Source organism: Pseudomonas sp. R3-18-08 (assembly GCF_003852065.1).
Classification (GTDB): domain Bacteria; phylum Pseudomonadota; class Gammaproteobacteria; order Pseudomonadales; family Pseudomonadaceae; genus Aquipseudomonas.
The window spans coordinates 3,271,882-3,290,997 of the sequence record NZ_CP027729.1; the positions used below are offsets into that span (position 1 = coordinate 3,271,882).

Below are 19,116 nucleotides of genomic sequence, written 5' to 3' on the forward strand. Positions count from 1 at the left end.
CGAGGCGGCAAGGACTGCAAGCTGAAGGGATGACTTACTGGTGGCTGACCCAGAACACAGCGGTGCCCACCACAAGGATGATCAGGAACAGAATCGCCCAGGCATCCACGGTGCTGTCGGGTTTACGTATCTTTGTCGAATTGCTCATCGCATCGCCTCTTGTCGGTTTTATAGGTGATTGCCCTAAGACTCGACACCAGTAAAGACCAGACTTGCCCCTATGACAAATGTGGATATCGCAATAACTCTTCCCATTAGTCATTTTGGTTATGTGCATATACTCAAACATCACTTTTGCGCATAAACGCAAACTGGTATCGTGCGCCGGCTCCGTTGGGAGTGCGCGGCCGTGCGCGCAGATTTGCCGAGAACAGGACCTATATGTACGTATACGACGAATACGACCAGCGCATCATCGAGGACCGCGTCAAGCAGTTCCGTGATCAGACCCGACGCTACTTAGCAGGTGAACTGAGCGAAGAAGAGTTCCGCCCTCTGCGCCTGCAAAATGGCCTTTATGTTCAGCGCTTTGCGCCGATGCTGCGGGTGGCTGTGCCCTATGGCCAGCTGACCTCGCGCCAGACGCGCATGATGGCCAAGATCGCCCGCGACTTCGACAAAGGCTACGCCCACATCAGTACCCGCCAGAACGTGCAGTTCAACTGGCCGGCCCTGGAGGACGTGCCGGACATCCTCGCTGAACTGGCGACCGTGCAGATGCACGCCATTCAGACCAGCGGTAACTGCCTGCGTAACGTGACCACCGACCAATTCGCCGGCGTCGCCTTCGATGAAGTGATCGATCCGCGTCCCTGGTGTGAAATCGTGCGTCAATGGACCACCTTCCATCCCGAATTTGCCTACCTGCCGCGCAAGTTCAAGATCGCCATCAATGGCTCGACGTCGGACCGCGCCGCCATCGAAGTCCACGACATCGGCCTGGAGCCGGTGCACAACGCCGCCGGCGAGCTGGGTTTCCGGGTGTTGGTGGGTGGCGGCCTGGGGCGTACCCCGGTGGTCGGCGCCTTTATCAACGAGTTCCTGCCGTGGCAGGACCTGCTGAGCTACCTCGACGCGATCCTGCGGGTTTACAACCGTTATGGTCGCCGCGACAACAAGTACAAGGCCCGGATCAAGATCCTGGTCAAGGCGCTGACCCCTGAGGTGTTCGCGCAGAAAGTCGACGCCGAAATGGAACACCTGCGCGGCGGCCAGACGACCTTGACCGAAGCCGAAGTGCAGCGCGTGGCCAAGCACTTCGTTGATCCCGAGTACAAGGCCCTGACAAATCAGGACGCCGAGCTCGCGGCATTCGACCAGCAGCATCCGGGCTTCGCCCGCTGGCGCACGCGCAATACCCTGGCGCATAAACAACCGGGCTATGTGGCGGTGACCCTGTCGCTCAAACCCACCGGCGTGGCACCGGGCGACATCACCGACAAGCAGCTGGACGCCGTCGCCGACCTGGCCGACCGCTACAGCTTCGGCCAGCTGCGCACCTCCCACGAGCAGAACATCATTCTCGCGGACGTCGAGCAGAGCCAACTGTTCACCCTGTGGGGCGAACTGCGCGAAGGCGGTTTTGCCACGCCGAACATCGGCCTGTTGACCGACATTATCTGCTGCCCGGGCGGCGACTTCTGCTCCCTGGCCAACGCCAAGTCGATCCCGATCGCCGAATCGATCCAGCGCCGTTTCGATGACCTGGACTACCTGTTCGACATCGGCGAGCTGGACCTGAACATCTCCGGGTGCATGAACGCCTGCGGCCACCACCACGTCGGCCACATCGGCATCCTGGGCGTGGACAAGAAAGGCGAAGAATTCTACCAAGTGTCCCTGGGTGGCAGCGCCAGCCGCGAGGCGAGCCTGGGCAAGATCCTCGGCCCGTCCTTCGCCCAGGAAGCCATGCCCGAGGTGATCGGCAAGCTGATCGACGTGTACATCGAACAGCGCACCGAAGATGAGCGTTTCATCGACACCTACCAGCGCATCGGCATTGACCTGTTCAAGGAGCGCGTCTATGCAGCGAATCATTAAGCACAACGAAGTCGTCGACGAAACCTGGCACCTGCTGCCCAAGGATGCGAGCTTCGACGGCATTTCCAACTGCGACGACCTGATCGTCCCATTGGCGCTGTGGCGCGAACACGGCCACGCCCTGAAGGCCCGCGACGGCGGCCTGGGCGTGTGGCTGGACGCCGATGAAGAAGCCGAAGAGATCGGTGATGACGTGGAGCATTTCCAGGTCATCGCCCTGAACTTCCCGGCCTTCACCGACGGACGCAACTACTCCAACGCCCGCCTGCTGCGTGAGCGCTATGGCTACAAGGGCGAACTGCGGGCGATTGGCGACGTGCTGCGCGACCAACTGTTCTACCTGCGCCGCTGCGGCTTCGATGCCTTCGCCTTGCGCCCCGACAAAGACCCGTACGAAGCGCTGGAAAGCCTTAAAGACTTTTCGGTGACGTACCAGGCTGCAACGGATGAGCCGCTACCGCTATTCCGGCGCCGCTGAGTAAAAAATGTGGGAGGGGGTTTGCTCCTGATTGCGGTGGGTCAGCCAGCTTAGGTGGGACTGACACACCGCGATCGGGAGCAAGCCCCCTCCCACATTTGGATCTGCGTACATCCGGCAGATTTTGCGGCGGGCGCACAACGTCGGAATAGATAGCAACCCACATATAGCCAGGCGAACACGGTAAAACATGTGGGAGGGGGCTCGCTCCCGATGGCGGTGGGTCAGCCAACTCAGGGGTACTGACACACCGCCATCGGGAGCAAGCCCCCTCCCACATCGGCTATTCAGCGACTTCAAGATTGCAGTTTAATCGACGCCAGCACTTGCTTCTGCCCCATGGAGCACGGCACATCGTCTGGCTGCGCTCGCACCGCATCAATCACGCCTAATAATTGCGCCCTGCTGTGAGCCAACTGCGCCTGCATCACCTCGATCTGGGCCACTTTGCGCTCCAACGCCTCGATCAACTCATCGCGCTTGTGCTCCCCCGGCGCCGGCATCAACGCCTTGAGCTCCTGCAGGGTAAACCCGGCCTGTTGCGCGCTCTGGATCAATTGCAGCGTCTGCAGCGCCTCGGGTGCATAACGCCGATACCCATTGGCTTGGCGTCCCACCTGGCTGATCAAGCCTTCGGCCTCGTAAAAGCGGATACGCGACGCCGCCAACCCGCTCTGTTTTGCCAGCTCACCAATATTCATCAAAACGCCCGCTTGACATTAAAGTTAACTTTAAGCTTAGCCTGAGGCCTCCCCCGCTCAGGAGTCAATCCATGTCACCCTTTGAAGCCTTGCAACTGCCCAACGGCCAGGTTATTTCCAACCGCATTGCCAAAGCGGCGATGGAAGAAAACATGGCCGATTTCAATCAGGCGCCCTCCCGTGAATTGAAGCAGCTGTACACGACCTGGGCCGAGGGTGAACCCGGCTTGCTGCTCACCGGCAACGTCATGATCGACCGCCGTGCCCTCACCGGCCCAGGCGGTGTTGCCCTGGAAGACGAGCAGCACCTGGACAGCTTTCGCGAGTGGGCCGATGTGGCACGGAGCAAGGCTGTGCACTTCTGGATGCAGCTCAGCCACCCAGGACGCCAGACCATGGCCAACCTGGGCCAGCAAGCGCTGGCACCCTCGGCCATCGCCTTGGACCTCGGCGGCTTTTCGAAGCTGTTCGCCCAACCCAGGGCCATGACCGAAGACGACATTCAAGACGTAATCAAACGCTTCGCCACCAGTGCCCGCCTGGCCGAGAAAGCAGGATTTACCGGTGTGCAGGTCCATGGCGCCCATGGCTACTTGCTCAGCCAATTCCTGTCGCCCTTGACCAACCAACGCACCGACCGTTGGGGCGGCCCACTGGAAAACCGCGCGCGCCTGCTGCTGGAAGTGATCCGCGCCGTGCGCGCCAGCGTCAGCCCGGCATTTTGCGTGGCGGTCAAACTCAATTCGGCCGACTTCCAGCGCGGCGGCTTCGATGAGGCCGATGCGCGTGCGGTGGTCGAGATGCTCAACGCATTGCCGATCGACTTGCTCGAATTATCCGGCGGCAGCTACGAGGCACCCGCAATGCAAGGCGACGCTCGCGATGGCCGCACACTGGCCCGCGAAGCCTACTTCCTGGAATTCGCCAAAGACCTGGCAACCATCGCCCGGATGCCGGTAATGGTCACCGGCGGCATCCGTCGCCTGGCCATCGTGCAGCACGTACTGGACAGCGGCATCGCCATGGCCGGCATCGCCACCGCCCTGACCCTGGAACCGCAACTGATCAAACACTGGCGCGACGGTCGCGAGCTCAATCCGCAGCTCAAACCGATCACTTGGCAGCGCAAGACACTGGCGGCCCTTGCGCTGGTGGCCGTGGTGCGCCACCAGATGCGCCGCCTGAGCCGCGGCCGCCTGCCCAGCCTCAACGTCATTCCCTGGTGGGCGCTGGTGCGTGACCAATGGTTCCTCGCCCGCCGCACCCGCCAATACCGCGCGGCCATGACGCAATCTTCACATTAGAGGCGGAGCATTCGCCGTGATCGAACTGTCCTCTACTGATCAGCAGTTATTCACCTCACTGACGATTGGAGTTCTTCATGGCGAAAATCAACCTGGCCCAGCAGTTGGCAACCACCCTTGAACAGGCGGGTATCAAGCGCATCTGGGGCCTGACCGGCGACAGCCTCAATGGCCTCACCGACGCCTTGCGCAGCATGGACAGCATCGAGTGGATGCATGTGCGCCACGAAGAAGTGGCCGCGTTCGCCGCCGGTGCCGAAGCCGCTGCCACCGGTGAGCTGACGGTGTGCGCCGGCAGTTGCGGGCCGGGTAACCTGCACTTGATCAATGGGCTGTTCGATTGCCATCGCAACCATGTGCCGGTACTGGCGATTGCCGCGCAAATTCCGTCCTCGGAGATCGGCCTGAACTACTTCCAGGAAACCCATCCCCAGGAGCTGTTCAAGGAGTGCAGCCATTTCATCGAACTGGTGAGCAACCCCGAGCAGATGCCCCAGGTGCTGCATCGCGCCATGCGTTCGGCGATCCTCAATCGCGGCGTGGCGGTGGTGGTGATCCCCGGGGATGTCTCGCTGCTGGAAGTGGAGGACAAGCTCAAGCCCTGGCCGGCACTGCATGCACCGCGCACCTTGCCGGCAGAGGCCGATCTGCAGCGGCTGAGCGAGATCCTCCAACGCAGTGAAAAAGTCACCCTGCTGTGCGGCAGCGGTTGCGCCGGCGCCCATGACCAAGTGGTCGCGCTGGCCGATGCCCTCGGCGCGCCGGTGGTGCACGCGCTGCGCGGCAAGGAGCATGTGGAGTGGGACAACCCGTTCGACGTCGGCATGACCGGCCTGATCGGGTTCAGCTCCGGTTACCACGCCATGCTCGATTGCGACACCCTGATCATGCTCGGCACCGACTTCCCCTACCGCCAGTTCTACCCGACCGACGCGACGATCGTTCAGGTCGACCGCGACCCCCAGGCCCTGGGACGACGCACGACCCTGGACCTGGGCATCGCCGCCGATGTCAGTGAAACCCTCGATGCGTTGCTGCCACGCCTGACCCGCAAGACGGATCGCAGCTTTCTCGAAACCTCGTTGAAGCATTACGAAAAAGCCCGTCAGGGTCTGGATGACCTGGCGCAACCGTCCAAGGCGGATCGGCCGATCCACCCTCAATACGTCGCACGTTTGCTCAGCGAGCTGGCCGATGACGACGCGATCTTCACCGCCGATGTCGGCTCACCGACCGTATGGGCCGCGCGCTATTTGAAAATGAACGGCAAGCGCCGGCTGATCGGCTCGTTCAACCACGGTTCGATGGCCAACGCCATGCCCCAGGCCATCGGCGCACAGGCGGCATTCCCTGGGCGCCAGGTGATCTCGATGTCTGGCGACGGCGGTTTCACCATGTTGATGGGGGATTTCATTTCTCTGGCGCAATTGAACCTGCCAGTGAAACTGATCGTGTTCAATAACGCGTCACTGGGTTTCGTCGCGATGGAGATGAAGGCCGCAGGCTACCTGGACACAGGAACCGAGCTGAAAAACCCGGACTTCGCGGCCATGTCCAACGCCATGGGCATCCTGGGGATCCGTGTGGAGCAATCCGAAGACCTGGAACCGGCCCTGCGCCGCGCCCTGGCCCACGACGGCCCGGTGCTGGTGGATGTGGTCACCGCGACTCAAGAGCTGGTGATGCCGCCAAGCATCAAGCTGGAACAGGCCAAGGGGTTCAGCCTGTATATGCTCAAGGCCGTGATGAGCGGGCGTGGCGATGAAGTGATCGAGCTGGCACGCACCAACTGGCTGCGATGATGCCCTGTGGGAGGGAGCTTGCTCCCTCCCACATCAGCACGCCTTGTCAATTCAGCCCTTTTGTTTTTCGACCCACTGGCCGAACGCATCGATAAATGCCTGCAGGAACGGCCTGGTCTTCTCCGACAGCTTGCCCGCCTCGTCGAACACACTGCCCGCGCCGCCCAGGTAGGCTTCCGGCGTTTGCATGCACCACACATCCAGAAACACCAAAGACTGACGCAGGTGATGGTTGGCCCCAAAGCCACCCATGGCGCCCGGCGACACGCTGATGATCGCCCCTGGCTTGCCGCCCCAGGCGCTTTGCCCATAAGGGCGAGAGCCTACGTCAATGGCATTCTTCAACGGCGCGGGCACGGAACGGTTGTATTCCGGGGTCACGAACAGCACTGCGTCGGATGAACTCACCTGTTTGCGGAAAGTACTGTAGGCTTCCGGCGCTGCCGCACCTTCAATGTCCTCGTTGTAGAGCGGCAGATCGCCGATCTCGACAATATTCAACCTGAGGTTGGCGGGGGCCAGTTCGGCCAATGCCAGGGCGACCTTGCGGTTGATCGACTCTTTTCTCAGGCTGCCAACCAGGACGGCAATCGTGTAGACCTTGCTCATTGAGGTTTCCCGACGTGTGACTAAAGGAGCGAGTAGTTATAAAGGCTTCGCGGCGCGTGCACCAGAGTGTTTTACGAATGCCAAGAAGTCGCCACGCACGCGCCCGCGTAGGAAACATCTGAAACTTTAAACGAATAGTATTTTTTTCTTATAGGTAAACTACCCCGCTCACTGACGGTCTACAGAACCGCAAATCGAGTGTTTATCTCCAGAGGTTCTAAACAGATGGCAGCAGTATTAGTCGGACAGTTTCATGCCAGAGACGCGGAAGGCCGCGTCTATTCAGTGCATGAGTTCCAGGAATCCAACCCGGCGCACGGCGACCTGGCTGGCTCGGCGTCTACCACCTCCTACAAGCTGGCCATTGGCGACCGTGTAGAAAAACTGGAAGGTGATGAGTTCAAATTGATCCAGTCGGGCACGATTATCGTGCGCGAATCCAAAACCACCAGCGTGTCATAAGATTTCGCCCTGTCCACCTGCCCAGTCCCGGCGACTGGGCTGGGGATGCTTACGGACTGCGGATTTCCGTTACTTCAATGCCCTGCTCGCCTTGCTTGAGCGTCACCAGCAACTGCCCCCTCTCCCCCTCCACCGCATACATCGAACGCTTGTAGCCCGACCGATCGTAAGCGGGATACGCCTCCACCTGCCTGATCAACGTCATACCGAGCACCGCGCCCACCTGCTCGCCCACCTGTTCCTGGGAACGGATAAACGCTTCGAGTGCGAGGTTTTCCGGCGCGTATTCATCGTGATTATTGAAGAAGTAAGCCGCCAGGCACCCCACGGTCACCAGGACCAGGAGTTGCTTGGCCGTTACCCCGAAAAGCGTCGAGGGTAGAGGCATTTTGAGACCAGACCTGTTTTTGTTGTAAGTACCGGGTACCCGGCATTGGTCGTTGCTGATCAGACGCCTCATTCTAGTGAGGTCCTGGCTTAACGCCATAGGCAGGGGCGACCCGTGCAGTCTTTTTTGCGCACGGGGACCTGCGCCATTGAATCCCCACCCCACTGCACATAGACTCCGGCCATGCGTTTACGTCATATCGAAGTGATTCAGGCCATCTTGCAGACCGGACACCTCGGCACGGCCGCCGAGTGGTTGCAACTCTCCGTGGGCGAGGTAGACGCCACGCTCAAGGATGCCGAACTGCAACTGGGCTTCATGCTGTTTGCCAGTGTTCGCGGGCGCCTGCAAGCCACCCGCGAAACCCTGGAACTGCAAGCGCAAATCGCCCCCCTGTACGACGCGCTTGAGCCAATACAGCGCCTGGCCAGCCGCTTGAAACACCATCACGCGCCGACCTTGCGCGTGCTGTGCACCCCGCCGCTGGCCAACCAATTACTGCCCCAGAGCATCGCCCTGCTGCGCCGACGGTTCCAGGATACGCCGTGCGACCTGTCGAGCCAGCCGACCCGGGAGATCGTCAGGCGCCTGTTGCTGCATGAGACCGATGTGGGCCTGAGCCTGCATGACCCGGAACACCCACACATTCAGAGTCGCGTGCTGGCCCAAGGCAAACTCCAATTGCTCGCCCCCCATGGCTGGCTGAAACCCAAGCAGAAGTACATTGCGCTGCAGGATCTGGCGGGACAGTCGATGATTGGTTTGGAAGGCCACGACCCGCTGAGTCGTCTGCTGGACGCCAAGCTGCAAGCCCTGCGCCCGCTGCCCGTGGTGCAGACGCGGGTACAGACGTACCAGATGATGCGCAGCATGGTCGAGGCGGGAGAAGGCCTGGCGGTGGTCGACCCGTTCACCGCCTTTGGTGCGCGGGACGCGGGGCTGGATGTGTGCCCGATATCACCCCCGATCAGCGTCAACCTGTATGCATTGGCCCTGCAGGACGGGGCCGCTTCACCGGCCCTGAATGCACTGCTGGAGATCGTCATGCAAAAGGCCGAGAACCTGCTGTCCAACGATACCAAGCCCCTGTAGACGCGAGCTGACGTGCTACACCGTCTCAGATCGATTCGACTTCGCTCTTGAACAGCCGATACCAGAAAATCGCCACTTCGCGGGTTTGCGGGTCGATGCCGCGATAGCGCAGTTGATCGATACCCCCCATCACGTACCCGCTACGTTCATACAGGCGACAGGCACCGAGGTTGTTGTTCTGGGTTTCCAGCATCATGCCCGGCAGGTTCTTCTTGCGTGCCCAGAACTGCGCCACGTCCAACAGCGCCTTGGCGACACCGTGACGCCGCGCAGGCAGCGCCACCGCCAACTCGTCGACATGGGCAAAACCGTTCCAGTTGGTACTGATCACGACGTGGCCCACCGCGCGATCATCCAGATAGGCCATGAAGACCGCGCTGTCGGCCGCATTGCGAAAGCTGGCGAATTCTTCAGGGTCGATGCCGTAACACTTGCGGTACGGCAGGATGCGCTCCACCGGCCATTGATCGACCCGCTTGCCCATCTGCGGCACACCATAGGCGCCGACCTCAAAACTGAAGTCATTGCCCCATACATAAGCGTCGAAGCCTTCGTCGGCGACTCGCACACTGAGCCCTGGATACTTCGGGTTCATGACAGCTTGCATAACGTTCCTTAACCTTTGATGCAATCGACGGTGTAACAACGACCACTGCCGTCATCTTCGTGTTGCAACCCATGCACATCGGCGACAAAACCGGGAAAACTGCTATCGAACGTCCGGGCAAACGCCAGATAGTCGATGATCGAACGGGTTGACTCGGTAAAGCGCTCGCCCGGCATGATCAGCGGGATACCCGGCGGATACGGCACCAGCATCACGGCTGCGATGCGTCCTGGCAAGGCGTCGATGGATACCGCTTCCACTTCGCCCCTGACCAACTGGTCGTAGGCATCGGCCGGCTTCATCGCAATCTCCGGCAACACCGTATACATGCGCTTCAGATGCCTGGCCGTCGCGTTGCTGCGATAACAACTGTGCAACTGGTCGCACAGGTCGCGCAACCCCAAGCCCTGATAACGTATCGGCCCCTGGGCATATACCGAGGGCAGGCAACTGGCCAGGCTGGTATTGGCATCATAGCTGCGTTTGAATTCCAGCAACTCGGTGAGCAAGGTACTCCATTTGCCTTTGGTGATGCCCATGGAAAACAGCACGAGGAAAGAATACAGCCCGGTCTTTTCCACCACCAGGCCGCGCTCCCAGAGAAACTTGCTGACCACGGCGGCGGGAATCCCGCGATCGCTCAAGGCGCCGCCGGCGGTGAGGCCGGGCATTACCAGGGTGACTTTGATCGGGTCCAGCAGCACATAATCTTCAGCCACGTCGCCAAAACCATGCCAGTCATCCTGAGGGTGCAGCAGCCAGTCCGCAGTGACGACCCGGTCGATGCCGGCCACCGAGGGCGGCTGCCAGATCGAAAACCACCAGTCATCAGCGGCGATATGCTGACGCAGGTTGGCCAGCGCACGGCGGAAACTCAGGGCCTCATCGAACATTTCCTGCAACAGCGAGCGACCCGCCGGGCCTTCCATCATCGCCGACGCCACGTCCAGGGAGGCGATGATGCTGTATTGCGGCGAGGTGGAAATATGCATCATGAACGCTTCGTTGAAGCGGTCACGGTCCAGTTGCCGCGCTCCGCCGTCCTGTACGTGAATCATCGATGCCTGGCTGAAGGCCGCCAGCAGCTTGTGGGTAGAGTGCGTGGTAAACACCAGCGGGCTGTCCGGCGTGCGCGAGGTACCCATGCCGTAGCGCCCGGCGAAAAACTCGTGGAACGCCGCGTAGGCATACCAGGCCTCATCGAAGTGCAGCACCTCGACGCTGTTACCCAGTTGCTGCTTGATCAGCTCGGCGTTGTAGCACAGGCCGTCGTAGGTGGAATTGGTGACCACCGCCAGCTTTACCTTCGCCGGGCGTCCATGGGTCAGCGGGCTGGCGTCGATCTTGGCGCGGATCGAGTCGGCGCTGAATTCGCTCAAGGGGATGGGGCCGATGATCCCCAGCTCGTTGCGCTCCGGGCACAGGTACAAGGGGATCGCGCCGGTCATGATGATCGAATGCAGTACCGACTTGTGGCAATTGCGGTCGACCAGGACCAGGTCATCACGACCGACCATCGAGTGCCAGACGATCTTGTTGGCGGTAGAGGTGCCGTTGATCACGAAAAACGTGTGGTCAGCGCCAAAATTGCGCGCCGCGCGGGCTTCGGCTTCCGCCAGCGGCCCGGTGTGATCGAGCAGCGAACCCAGCTCGGGGACCGAGACAGACAAGTCCGAACGTAACGTATTTTCCCCGAAGAACTGATGAAACGCCTGCCCCACCGGGCTTTTGCGATACGCCACGCCACCGCCGTGGCCGGGGGTGTGCCAGGAGTAATTGGAGTCGGCGGTGTGTTGCACCAGGGCCTTGAAGAACGGCGGCAACAAACCATCGAGGTAGGCGCGCGCCGCACGCGCGACCTGGCGCGCGAGAAACGGTACGGTGTCTTCGAACAGATACAGGATGCCGCGCAACTGGTTGAGTTCGCTCATGGCATCCGCCGGGGCGTTTTCCAGGGTGACTTGCTCGCCCAGCGCGAAGATCGGCAGGTTGGGCGCCCTCACCCGCGCCAGGCGGATCAGCTCGACCATGTTTTGCAGCAAATGGGTATTTTCCCCGGCGCCCTCGGCGGCGATCAGCATGCAGGCAAGGCCGTGGTGGGTAGCCGCCACCAGTCGCCCTTCGGCGTAGTCCACGGCGGAAAAGATACTGAAGCCCTCCTGCTCCAACTCCCTGGCGATGCCTCGAACCCGATCACCGGCAACGGTGTCGGCCTTGATGTCGCGGTGCACGATAAGGACGGGAAACTTCAGGTCTTTGTACATGGGCGCTCCTACTCCTGAGGGCTTGCACTCAGGGTAGAAGCTGGAAGCGAAAGTGGCGAATGAAGATTTTCACAGACAATGAAGATCAATTGGGGGAGAGGGGTTGCCGCCCATTGCCACATTTGCCCTCTGCTGTTTGAGGATGGATGACCTGTAGGTACAATCAGCGCCCTCTTCCACTCTCCCAAGGAACCGCCATGTCCGGGCTTGAACTGTTCGCCGCCGTCCTGGGGGTGATCGCTGTGTGGCTGACGGTCAAGCAAAACCCCTGGTGCTGGCCTATCGGCCTGGTGATGGTGTTGCTCTACACCTGGGTGTTCTTTGACGTGAAGCTGTATTCCGACATGCTGCTGCAGGGGGTCTACGCCGTGCTGCAAGTCTACGGCTGGTGGCAATGGACCCGTGCCGGCGCGGTCAAGCAAGGCCGTCAGGTCAGCAGCCTGGGCTGGCCGGCCATCTTGACTGCCCTGGCCGTCGGCGCGGTGTTCAGCCTGTTGCTCGGCGCCGCCATGGCCCACTGGACCGACGCCGCCCAACCCTGGCTCGACGCGGCCCTGACGGGTTTCAGCCTGGTAGCGCAGTTGTGGATGGCGCAAAAACGCGTGCAGTGCTGGCCGCTGTGGATCGTGGTGGATGTGATTTTCGTCGGGCTATTCCTCTACAAAGGTCTCTACCTCACCGCCGCGCTCTACGCGCTGTTCACCGTAATCGCCGTGCAGGGCTGGCGTGAATGGCGCGCCGACCCGGCGTTGCACGCATGAAAGTGGTGGTGCTGGCGGGCCCTGAATCCAGCGGCAAAAGTTGGCTGGCGGCTGAGCTGCACGCGCACTTCGGCGGGCTGATGGTGGGTGAATACGTGCGTTATTTCATCGACCATCACCAGCGCGATACCTGCCTGGCGGATATCCCGGCGATCGCCCAGGGCCAGTTGGCCTGGGAAGACGCTGCCCGCGCAGCACAGCCTGATTTGCTGATCCTCGACACCCACCTGCTGACCAACACACTCTGGAGCCAGACCCTGTTCGGCGACTGCCCCAGCTGGCTCGACAGCGAACTGCTGGCCCGTCACTACGACCTGCATCTGCTGTTGTCGCCCGAAGACGTGGAATGGAGCGCCGACGGCCAGCGCTGCCAACCCGACCTGGCCGACCGCCGAGCGTTCTTCCAGGCCGGCCTGGACTGGCTGCACGCGCACCACCAGCCTGTGGTGGTGATCCGGGGAGACTGGCAAGCGCGCCGGAACGCCGCGTTTGCCGCGGTCGAGCGCTTGCTCGGGGCGATAACGGTCGGTTAACGCTTTTTGCGCGTGCCGAGCTGAATCCAGGTCGGCGCGTGGTCGCTGGCATGCGCCTCGTTACGCACCCAGGCATCGACGCCCGCGTCCTTGAGGTAGGGCTTGAGCGCCGGGTTGAGCAACAGGTGGTCGATGCGCAGGCCGGAATTTTTCTGCCAGTGCTGGCGGAAATAGTCCCAGAACGTATACACCCGCTCTTCGGGGTACAAATGACGCACTGAGTCGGTCCAGCCCTGGTCAAGCAGGCGTTGATAGCAGGCGCGGCTCTCGGGTTGCAACAGCGCATCCTTGAGCCAGGAGCGCGGGTTATAGATATCCAGGTCAGTGGGCACCACATTGAAATCCCCGGCCAGCACCACCGGGTGATCACTGGCTTGCAACGCCTGGGCATAGTCGATCAGGCGTTCGAACCAGGCCAGCTTGTAGTCGAATTTAGGCCCGGGTTGCGGGTTGCCGTTGGGCAGGTACAAACAGCCGACCAACACGCCGTGCACGGCCGCCTCGATATAGCGGCTTTGCTGGTCGCCCTCGTCACCGGGCAGGCCCCGCCGGCTTTCCAGCGGCTGCGCGTCCTTGGCCAGAATCGCCACACCGTTCCATGAGGCCTGGCCCAGGCAGATCGCGCCGTAGCCAGCCGCTTCGAAATCAGCATAGGGAAACAGGCTTTCCGGCGCCTTGAGTTCTTGCAGGCAGACGATGTCCGGCTGCTCGCGGTCCAGCCATTGCAGCAGGTTGGGCAGACGGGCACGAATACCGTTGATGTTGAAGGTGGCGATTTTCAGCGCTTTCATGGGGTGGGGTCCTTTCGGGGCTCTTGGGATAGAGCCCCGAAATGCCGCAGATGTTCCATGCGCGAGCGAGTCGGCGTCAGTAACCCAACGACAGGCCGGTGTTGCGACGCGGGTCATTCGCGCCATAGAAGCGGTTGTTGCCCACCGGCTTGCCACCCAGCGCCGGCGCGCCCACCAGGATCGCTGCCAGGTGGTTGGCGTCCTGGGGACCGGCGAATTTATGCCCCCAGCTCTCGAGGATCTTCTGGGTGTCCGGGCTGACCGCGAAGGTTTCAAGGTTGGTGGTCTGCGGCATCCACTGCTGGTGGAAGCGCGGCGCATCCACGGCCTCCTGGATGTTCATCTTATAGTCGATGACATTGAGGATGGTCAGCAAGGTCGCGGTAATAATGCGGCTGCCGCCTGGCGTGCCCACCACCATCACCGTCTTGCCATCCTTGGTCACGATAGTCGGGCTCATCGACGACAGCGGCGCCTTGCCCGGCGCAATGGCGTTGGCTTCACCCTGGACCAGGCCGTACATGTTCGGCACGCCGACCTTGACGGTGAAGTCGTCCATTTCATCGTTGAGGATCACCCCGGTCTTGCTCGCCATCACGCCCGCGCCAAACCAGTCATTGAGGGTGTAGGTGACGGAAACGGCGTTGCCCCAAGTGTCGACGATGGAATAGTGAGTGGTGTTGTTGCCTTCATGGGGCGACACGCCCGGCTTGATCGCCTGGGAGTCCCCGGCCTTGTGTGGCTCGATCGCGTCGCGCAGTTTCGCCGCGTAATTTTTATCCAGCAGATGCGCAATCGGGTTCTTCACGAAATCCGGGTCGCCGAGGTAGCTGTTGCGGTCTACATAGGCGTGGCGCATCGCTTCGATCTGGTAGTGCAAGCCCTGCGCCGAGTGGTACCCCAGGTCTGCCATCGGGTAGCCTTCGAGGATGTTCATGATCTGGCAGATCACCACGCCGCCGGAGCTCGGCGGCGGCGCCGAGACCACATGGTAGCCACGATAATCGCACTCGATAGGCGCCAATTCGCGAGTCTTGTAGGTATCCAGGTCAGCCTGGGTGATCAGGCCCTTGCCGGCCTGGCTGGAATCCACCACTGCCTTGGCGACCCAGCCTTTGTAGAAGCCATCGCTGCCCTTGGCGGAAATTTCCTTGAGGGTCCTGGCCAGGTCCTTCTGCACCAGTTTTTGACCGACCTGCATCGGTTGGCCGTTATGCAGGAAGATCCCGCGCAGGTCCTGGTCTTTCTCGAACTCGGCGGTGGCGGTGTGCAGCAGGTCGACATCGCCCTGCTCCAGGGCAAAGCCGTTCTCCGCCAGTTTGATCGCCGGCGCGATCACCTGGGCGCGCTTGAGGGTGCCGTACTTGCTCAGCGCCAACTCCATGCCCGAGACAGTGCCAGGTACACCGACGGCCAGGTGGCCCTTGGCGCTCAGGCCTTCGACGACATTGCCGTCTTTGTCCAGGTACATATCGGCCGTGGCCGCCAGCGGGGCTTTTTCGCGAAAGTCGAGAAAGGTCTTGCGCCCGTCCGCCAGCTGCACGGTCATGAAACCGCCGCCGCCCAGGTTGCCCGCCGCCGGGTACACCACCGCCAGCGCATAACCCACGGCCACCGCCGCATCCACCGCGTTACCGCCGGCCTTGAGCACCTCCACGCCGACCTGAGTGGCCAGATGCTGGGCGGTGACCACCATGCCATTTTCACCGGCCACCGGGGCCTGGGAAGCGGCGTGCACGCCACTGACCGTCAACACCAGGGCAGTGGCAATCACGGTGCGGCTGAAGGGTTGGTATTTCATCCATGGCTACTCTATTTATTGAGATGCACCAAAATAGCCCTTCCCTTATTCAATCCCCAGCGCGATGGCGTTTTTGTTACAGAAGCTGTCGGTGATGGAACGCACGTCAAGCCGGTGAGCCTTCAAGCCGTTCACCGGCCCGTGCAAAGCCGCGCTGCAGATCTTCAAGCAATGCCGCGACATCTTCCAAGCCGATATGCAGCCGCACCACCGGGTTCAACCCACGGTCGGTGGCACTGTCGCGGTCCTGGGTGTCGGCCACGGTGACCAGGCTTTCATAGCCGCCCCACGAGGCGCCCAGGCCAAACAGCTGCAAGCCATCGATAAAACGTTCGAGGTAGCCGATGTCAGCCTTCGCCAGCTCAAACGATAACAAGCCGTTATTGCCGGTGAAGTCCCGGCGCCACAAGGCGTGCCCAGGATGGGTGGGGAGCGCCGGATGGAACACCCGCTTGACCTGCGGTTGCGCCTGCAACCACTGGGCAATGTGCAAGGCCTGGCGTTCATGCACATCCAGGCGCGACGCCAGGGTGCGCGCGCCGCGCAGGATCAGGTAGGCATCGTCGGCGCTCACCGCATTGCCGAAGGTATCGCTCATCCTGCCCAGCGCCGGCCAGGCGGCGGCGGTGGTGCACACGCTGCCCATCATCACGTCGCTGTGGCCGCCGAGGTATTTGGTCAGGGCCATGATGGAAATATCCGCGCCAAGTGCCAGGGGCCGGTACAGGTAGCCCGAGCCCCAGGTATTGTCGACCGCCAGCAGAATCCCGCGTGGCTTGCACAGCGCGGCAATCGCCGGCAGATCGCACAGCTCATACAACAGCGAACCCGGCACTTCGGCGTAGACCAGCCGGGTGTTGGCCTGCAGCTGGTGTTCCAGGCCCTGGCCATCGGCGGGAAAATAGCTCACCTCAATGCCGAACGGCTGGAGAAATTCACGGGCCAGCTTGCGCACCGGTGAATACACCGCGTCGGTGATCAACACATGGTCGCCGGGGCGCAGGTAGGCCAGAAACACCTGGGCCGCCGCTGCCAGGCCGGTGCCATACAGCCGGGTGCGATAGCCGCCTTCCAGCTCGGTGACCAGGTCTTCCAGGGCATGGGCCGTCGGGTTGCCCCGCGCGCCGTAACTCAGCACCCGCTCGCTGTCCCGCCGGGCCCGGGCGTCGCGCATCTGCGCCAGGTTGTCGAACAGCACCGTACTCAGGCGCGTGATCGGCACATTGACCGCGCGGCCGCCGTGGCCCCTTTCAGTCCGAGCGGCGTGAATCAACCGCGTACGCACCCGCGACACCGGCGCCAACGGCTTGAGGCTGGCGATCTCCGCCGCGCTCATCTGCGCCAGCAGGCCGATTTCCCAGGCCAGGTACTGGCGCGCCGCGTCCTTGTTACCGCTGTGACGGTCATGGGTGAAGAACAGAAAGTCGATGCACTGCGCGTCGGGCGGCGAGTGCGGGTCTGCATCCACCGGCAGGCCGGCCGCGACCCAGGCCGCGAAACCACCCTCGAGCAGGCGTACCGCGCGCCCCTGCGCGGCAAAGGCCGCCAATGCGGGATCGTCCGCCACCAGCACCTGGGGCCGATGCCCCGCCGTGAGTCGCGGACGAATCGACCAGCGCGAGCCGGCGATATGCCCCTTGCGATACGCCATGCTGGGGCGCAGGTCGACCAGGTCCACCTCGTTCAATTCCAGCGCCAGGGCTGCGGCGCTGATCAACGGCAGCGGTTCGTACGCCACCGGCTGCACTGTCGGCAACGCCAGGCCACTGTCGATGCCGCCGCTCAACACGTAGGCTTGATGCCCCATCTGGCGCAGCCAACTGGCGACGATCGGCGCGCGTACGTCCTCGCTGTCCAGCACGACCACCCGCGCCTGACGCACGCCGATGTAGAGGTCGGTGGCCTGGATCAACTGCCCGCCCGGGGTATGTTGCGCACCCGGCAGGCTGCCGGCGGCGAATTCTTCGAAGGTACGCACATCACACAGGAACAGGCTGCGCTGGCTGTCGTCGGCCCACTGGCGCACCTGATCCGCCGAAACCTGTTCCACACCTGCCCGCTCAGCCAGCTGCCATGCGGCCTGGCGCTGGCGATCCAGCTGCGGGCTGGCGGGATCGGCATAGCGTCGCGTGCTGCCGTGCTCCAGCGGCAAGTCTTCCAGGTGCCAGCCCTGGGTGCCGTTTTCCAGGGCGTAGATCGGATTCTTCAAGCCGAGGTTGATCAGGGTCTGCGCGCCGATAATGCTGCGGGTGCGACCGGCGCAGTTAATGACGATGGGGGTGGTGTCGTCCGGCACCAGGTCATGCACGCGATAGCCCAGCTCGCCGTTGGGGCAGCAGATGGAACCGGGAATCGTCATCTTGCGGTACTCCTCGAACGGTCGCCCGTCCAGCAGCACCAGCGGTTCGCCCCGCGCCTGCCACTCGGCCAATTGCCGCGCGGTGATGTGGGGCGTATGGCTGGCCGCTTCGACCAATTCGCCGAAGGCCTTGGACGGTACATGCACCCCGGCAAACAACTGCAAGCCCGCCGCCTGCCAGCCGTCCGCCCCGCGCTCCAGCACATTCACACGGCTGTAGCCCAGCGCCTGCAACCGCGTGGCCACGGCTGCCGCGACCTCACCGCCGTCCTGGTCGTAGATCACCAGGCGCACCTGGGGGTTGGGCGCCAGGCGGCGTACTTCCAGCTCCAGGCGGCTATAGGGCAGGTTCACCCCGTGAAACAGGTGGGCCTCGCCGTATTGCCCGAGTTCGCGCACGTCGAATACCGCAATTTCCTGCCCGTCGAACAGCCACTGCTGCAGTTGATGCGGGGTGATGGTCTGGCTCATGGAAGTCCCAACAATTAAAAGAAAAGTGACTGCGACGCCCCTCCCACAGGGGAACGATCAGTAGGCGCGAATCGACGGTGCCATCTGCGAGGCGTTGTAGTTGAGGATGCGGCCGTCCGCTTCCACGCCGTAACGGCCGTTCAACGATTCCAAGGGCAGGCCGTAGAGGTGGAAATGCAACGTCGCCTGTTCGCCTTCAACCTTTATGCCGTGCAGGTCTTCGCCGAGGAACGAGATCGAGGTGCCTGGCTGCACGATCACTTCCTGTTCCAGGGTCAGGGTGGTGAAGCCCGGTTCGCGGCCCGCGTCGCTGCGCCTATAGACGTAGTTGATTTCCTGGCCTTCAATCGCGGTGATGATCGCCCACGTCTCGTGGTTGTGCGGGATCGTGCTTTTGCCCGGCAACAGCGAGTTGAGGTACAGCGTCGGGGTGTCGCCGTCATCGTTGAGGCGATAACGGAACGCCGTGCTGCCCTGCCCCGGCACCGGTGCGGGGAATTGGTCGAAGTTGAACAGGTCGCGACGTTCGGCCAGGCGTTCCAGCAGGCCAACGATCTGCACCAGCGCTGCGCGGTCTACGCCACGCTGGTTGATCACACGGACCTGTTGCAAAAACGCTTTGATGACGGCGGCACGGTTTTCGGTACTCATGA

General features: G+C 62.1%; 17 protein-coding genes. 8 read left to right on the plus strand and 9 right to left on the minus strand.

Annotated elements, in window-relative coordinates; genetic code table 11:
* Positions 1-381 precede the first annotated feature (381 nt).
* Both C4J92_RS14920 and C4J92_RS14925 read left to right on the plus strand, forming a co-directional pair.
* On the plus strand, positions 382-2,040 hold the full coding sequence (locus C4J92_RS14920; RefSeq protein WP_124404410.1) for a nitrite/sulfite reductase: 1,659 nt from the start codon (positions 382-384) through the stop codon (positions 2,038-2,040).
* Complete coding sequence (locus C4J92_RS14925; RefSeq protein ID WP_124370931.1) at positions 2,024-2,518, plus strand: DUF934 domain-containing protein; 495 nt, start codon at positions 2,024-2,026, stop codon at positions 2,516-2,518. Before C4J92_RS14920 ends, C4J92_RS14925 begins: the two co-directional genes overlap by 17 nt.
* Before the next feature lie 296 nt (positions 2,519-2,814).
* Here C4J92_RS14925 and C4J92_RS14930 read toward each other — a convergent pair whose 3' ends face one another.
* Positions 2,815-3,219, minus strand: coding sequence for a MerR family transcriptional regulator (locus tag C4J92_RS14930; RefSeq protein ID WP_124404411.1), 405 nt, complete (start codon positions 3,217-3,219; stop codon positions 2,815-2,817).
* A gap of 71 nt (positions 3,220-3,290) precedes the next feature.
* On the opposite strand from C4J92_RS14930, the gene C4J92_RS14935 reads away from it, so the two are divergent.
* Positions 3,291-4,523: an NADH:flavin oxidoreductase/NADH oxidase family protein gene (locus C4J92_RS14935; protein WP_124363124.1), complete on the plus strand. Its 1,233-nt coding sequence runs from the start codon at positions 3,291-3,293 to the stop codon at positions 4,521-4,523.
* A 77-nt stretch (positions 4,524-4,600) separates the two neighbouring features.
* Complete coding sequence (poxB, locus tag C4J92_RS14940; RefSeq protein WP_124363125.1) at positions 4,601-6,325, plus strand: ubiquinone-dependent pyruvate dehydrogenase; 1,725 nt, start codon at positions 4,601-4,603, stop codon at positions 6,323-6,325.
* Between the two features lie 51 nt (positions 6,326-6,376).
* On the opposite strand, the gene C4J92_RS14945 is transcribed toward poxB, so the two are convergent.
* The gene (locus tag C4J92_RS14945; RefSeq protein WP_124404412.1) at positions 6,377-6,934 is read right to left on the minus strand and encodes an NADPH-dependent FMN reductase; all 558 of its coding nucleotides are present in this window, start codon (positions 6,932-6,934) and stop codon (positions 6,377-6,379) included.
* Between the two features lie 225 nt (positions 6,935-7,159).
* Between C4J92_RS14945 and C4J92_RS14950 the strand changes: the two genes are divergently transcribed.
* Positions 7,160-7,396, plus strand: coding sequence for a hypothetical protein (locus C4J92_RS14950; protein WP_124370935.1), 237 nt, complete (start codon positions 7,160-7,162; stop codon positions 7,394-7,396).
* Positions 7,397-7,445: 49 nt separating this feature from the next.
* Here C4J92_RS14950 and C4J92_RS14955 read toward each other — a convergent pair whose 3' ends face one another.
* On the minus strand, positions 7,446-7,784 hold the full coding sequence (locus C4J92_RS14955; RefSeq protein WP_124404413.1) for a hypothetical protein: 339 nt from the start codon (positions 7,782-7,784) through the stop codon (positions 7,446-7,448).
* A gap of 183 nt (positions 7,785-7,967) precedes the next feature.
* On the opposite strand from C4J92_RS14955, the gene C4J92_RS14960 reads away from it, so the two are divergent.
* The gene (locus tag C4J92_RS14960; RefSeq protein WP_124404414.1) at positions 7,968-8,876 is read left to right on the plus strand and encodes a LysR substrate-binding domain-containing protein; all 909 of its coding nucleotides are present in this window, start codon (positions 7,968-7,970) and stop codon (positions 8,874-8,876) included.
* A gap of 25 nt (positions 8,877-8,901) precedes the next feature.
* Here C4J92_RS14960 and C4J92_RS14965 read toward each other — a convergent pair whose 3' ends face one another.
* Together C4J92_RS14965 and C4J92_RS14970 are read right to left on the minus strand one after the other, a co-directional pair.
* The gene (locus tag C4J92_RS14965) at positions 8,902-9,483 is read right to left on the minus strand and encodes a GNAT family N-acetyltransferase (RefSeq protein ID WP_124404415.1); all 582 of its coding nucleotides are present in this window, start codon (positions 9,481-9,483) and stop codon (positions 8,902-8,904) included.
* An 8-nt stretch (positions 9,484-9,491) separates the two neighbouring features.
* The gene (locus C4J92_RS14970; RefSeq protein ID WP_124404416.1) at positions 9,492-11,747 is read right to left on the minus strand and encodes an Orn/Lys/Arg decarboxylase N-terminal domain-containing protein; all 2,256 of its coding nucleotides are present in this window, start codon (positions 11,745-11,747) and stop codon (positions 9,492-9,494) included.
* A 197-nt stretch (positions 11,748-11,944) separates the two neighbouring features.
* Between C4J92_RS14970 and pnuC the strand changes: the two genes are divergently transcribed.
* Entirely contained in the window at positions 11,945-12,508 is a 564-nt protein-coding gene (pnuC, locus tag C4J92_RS14975) for a nicotinamide riboside transporter PnuC (RefSeq protein ID WP_124404417.1), read from the plus strand.
* Positions 12,505-13,041, plus strand: coding sequence for an AAA family ATPase (locus C4J92_RS14980; protein ID WP_124405812.1), 537 nt, complete (start codon positions 12,505-12,507; stop codon positions 13,039-13,041). The genes pnuC and C4J92_RS14980 overlap by 4 nt, the downstream gene beginning before the upstream one ends.
* On the opposite strand, the gene xth is transcribed toward C4J92_RS14980, so the two are convergent.
* The 4 genes from xth to C4J92_RS15000 all read right to left on the minus strand — a co-directional run bounded on the left by xth (position 13,038) and on the right by C4J92_RS15000 (position 19,114).
* Positions 13,038-13,832, minus strand: a complete 795-nt coding sequence (gene xth, locus C4J92_RS14985) for an exodeoxyribonuclease III (protein ID WP_124404418.1) — start codon at positions 13,830-13,832, stop codon at positions 13,038-13,040. The genes C4J92_RS14980 and xth overlap by 4 nt on opposite strands.
* 76 nt (positions 13,833-13,908) lie before the next feature.
* On the minus strand, positions 13,909-15,633 hold the full coding sequence (gene ggt / locus C4J92_RS14990) for a gamma-glutamyltransferase (protein ID WP_124404419.1): 1,725 nt from the start codon (positions 15,631-15,633) through the stop codon (positions 13,909-13,911).
* Between the two features lie 106 nt (positions 15,634-15,739).
* Entirely contained in the window at positions 15,740-18,463 is a 2,724-nt protein-coding gene (metC, locus tag C4J92_RS14995) for a cystathionine beta-lyase (protein ID WP_124404420.1), read from the minus strand.
* A gap of 57 nt (positions 18,464-18,520) precedes the next feature.
* Positions 18,521-19,114 carry a cysteine dioxygenase gene (locus C4J92_RS15000; RefSeq protein WP_124404421.1) on the minus strand — a complete coding sequence of 198 codons (594 nt, stop codon included), beginning with the start codon at positions 19,112-19,114 and terminating at the stop codon, positions 18,521-18,523.
* Positions 19,115-19,116: the final 2 nt, after the last annotated feature.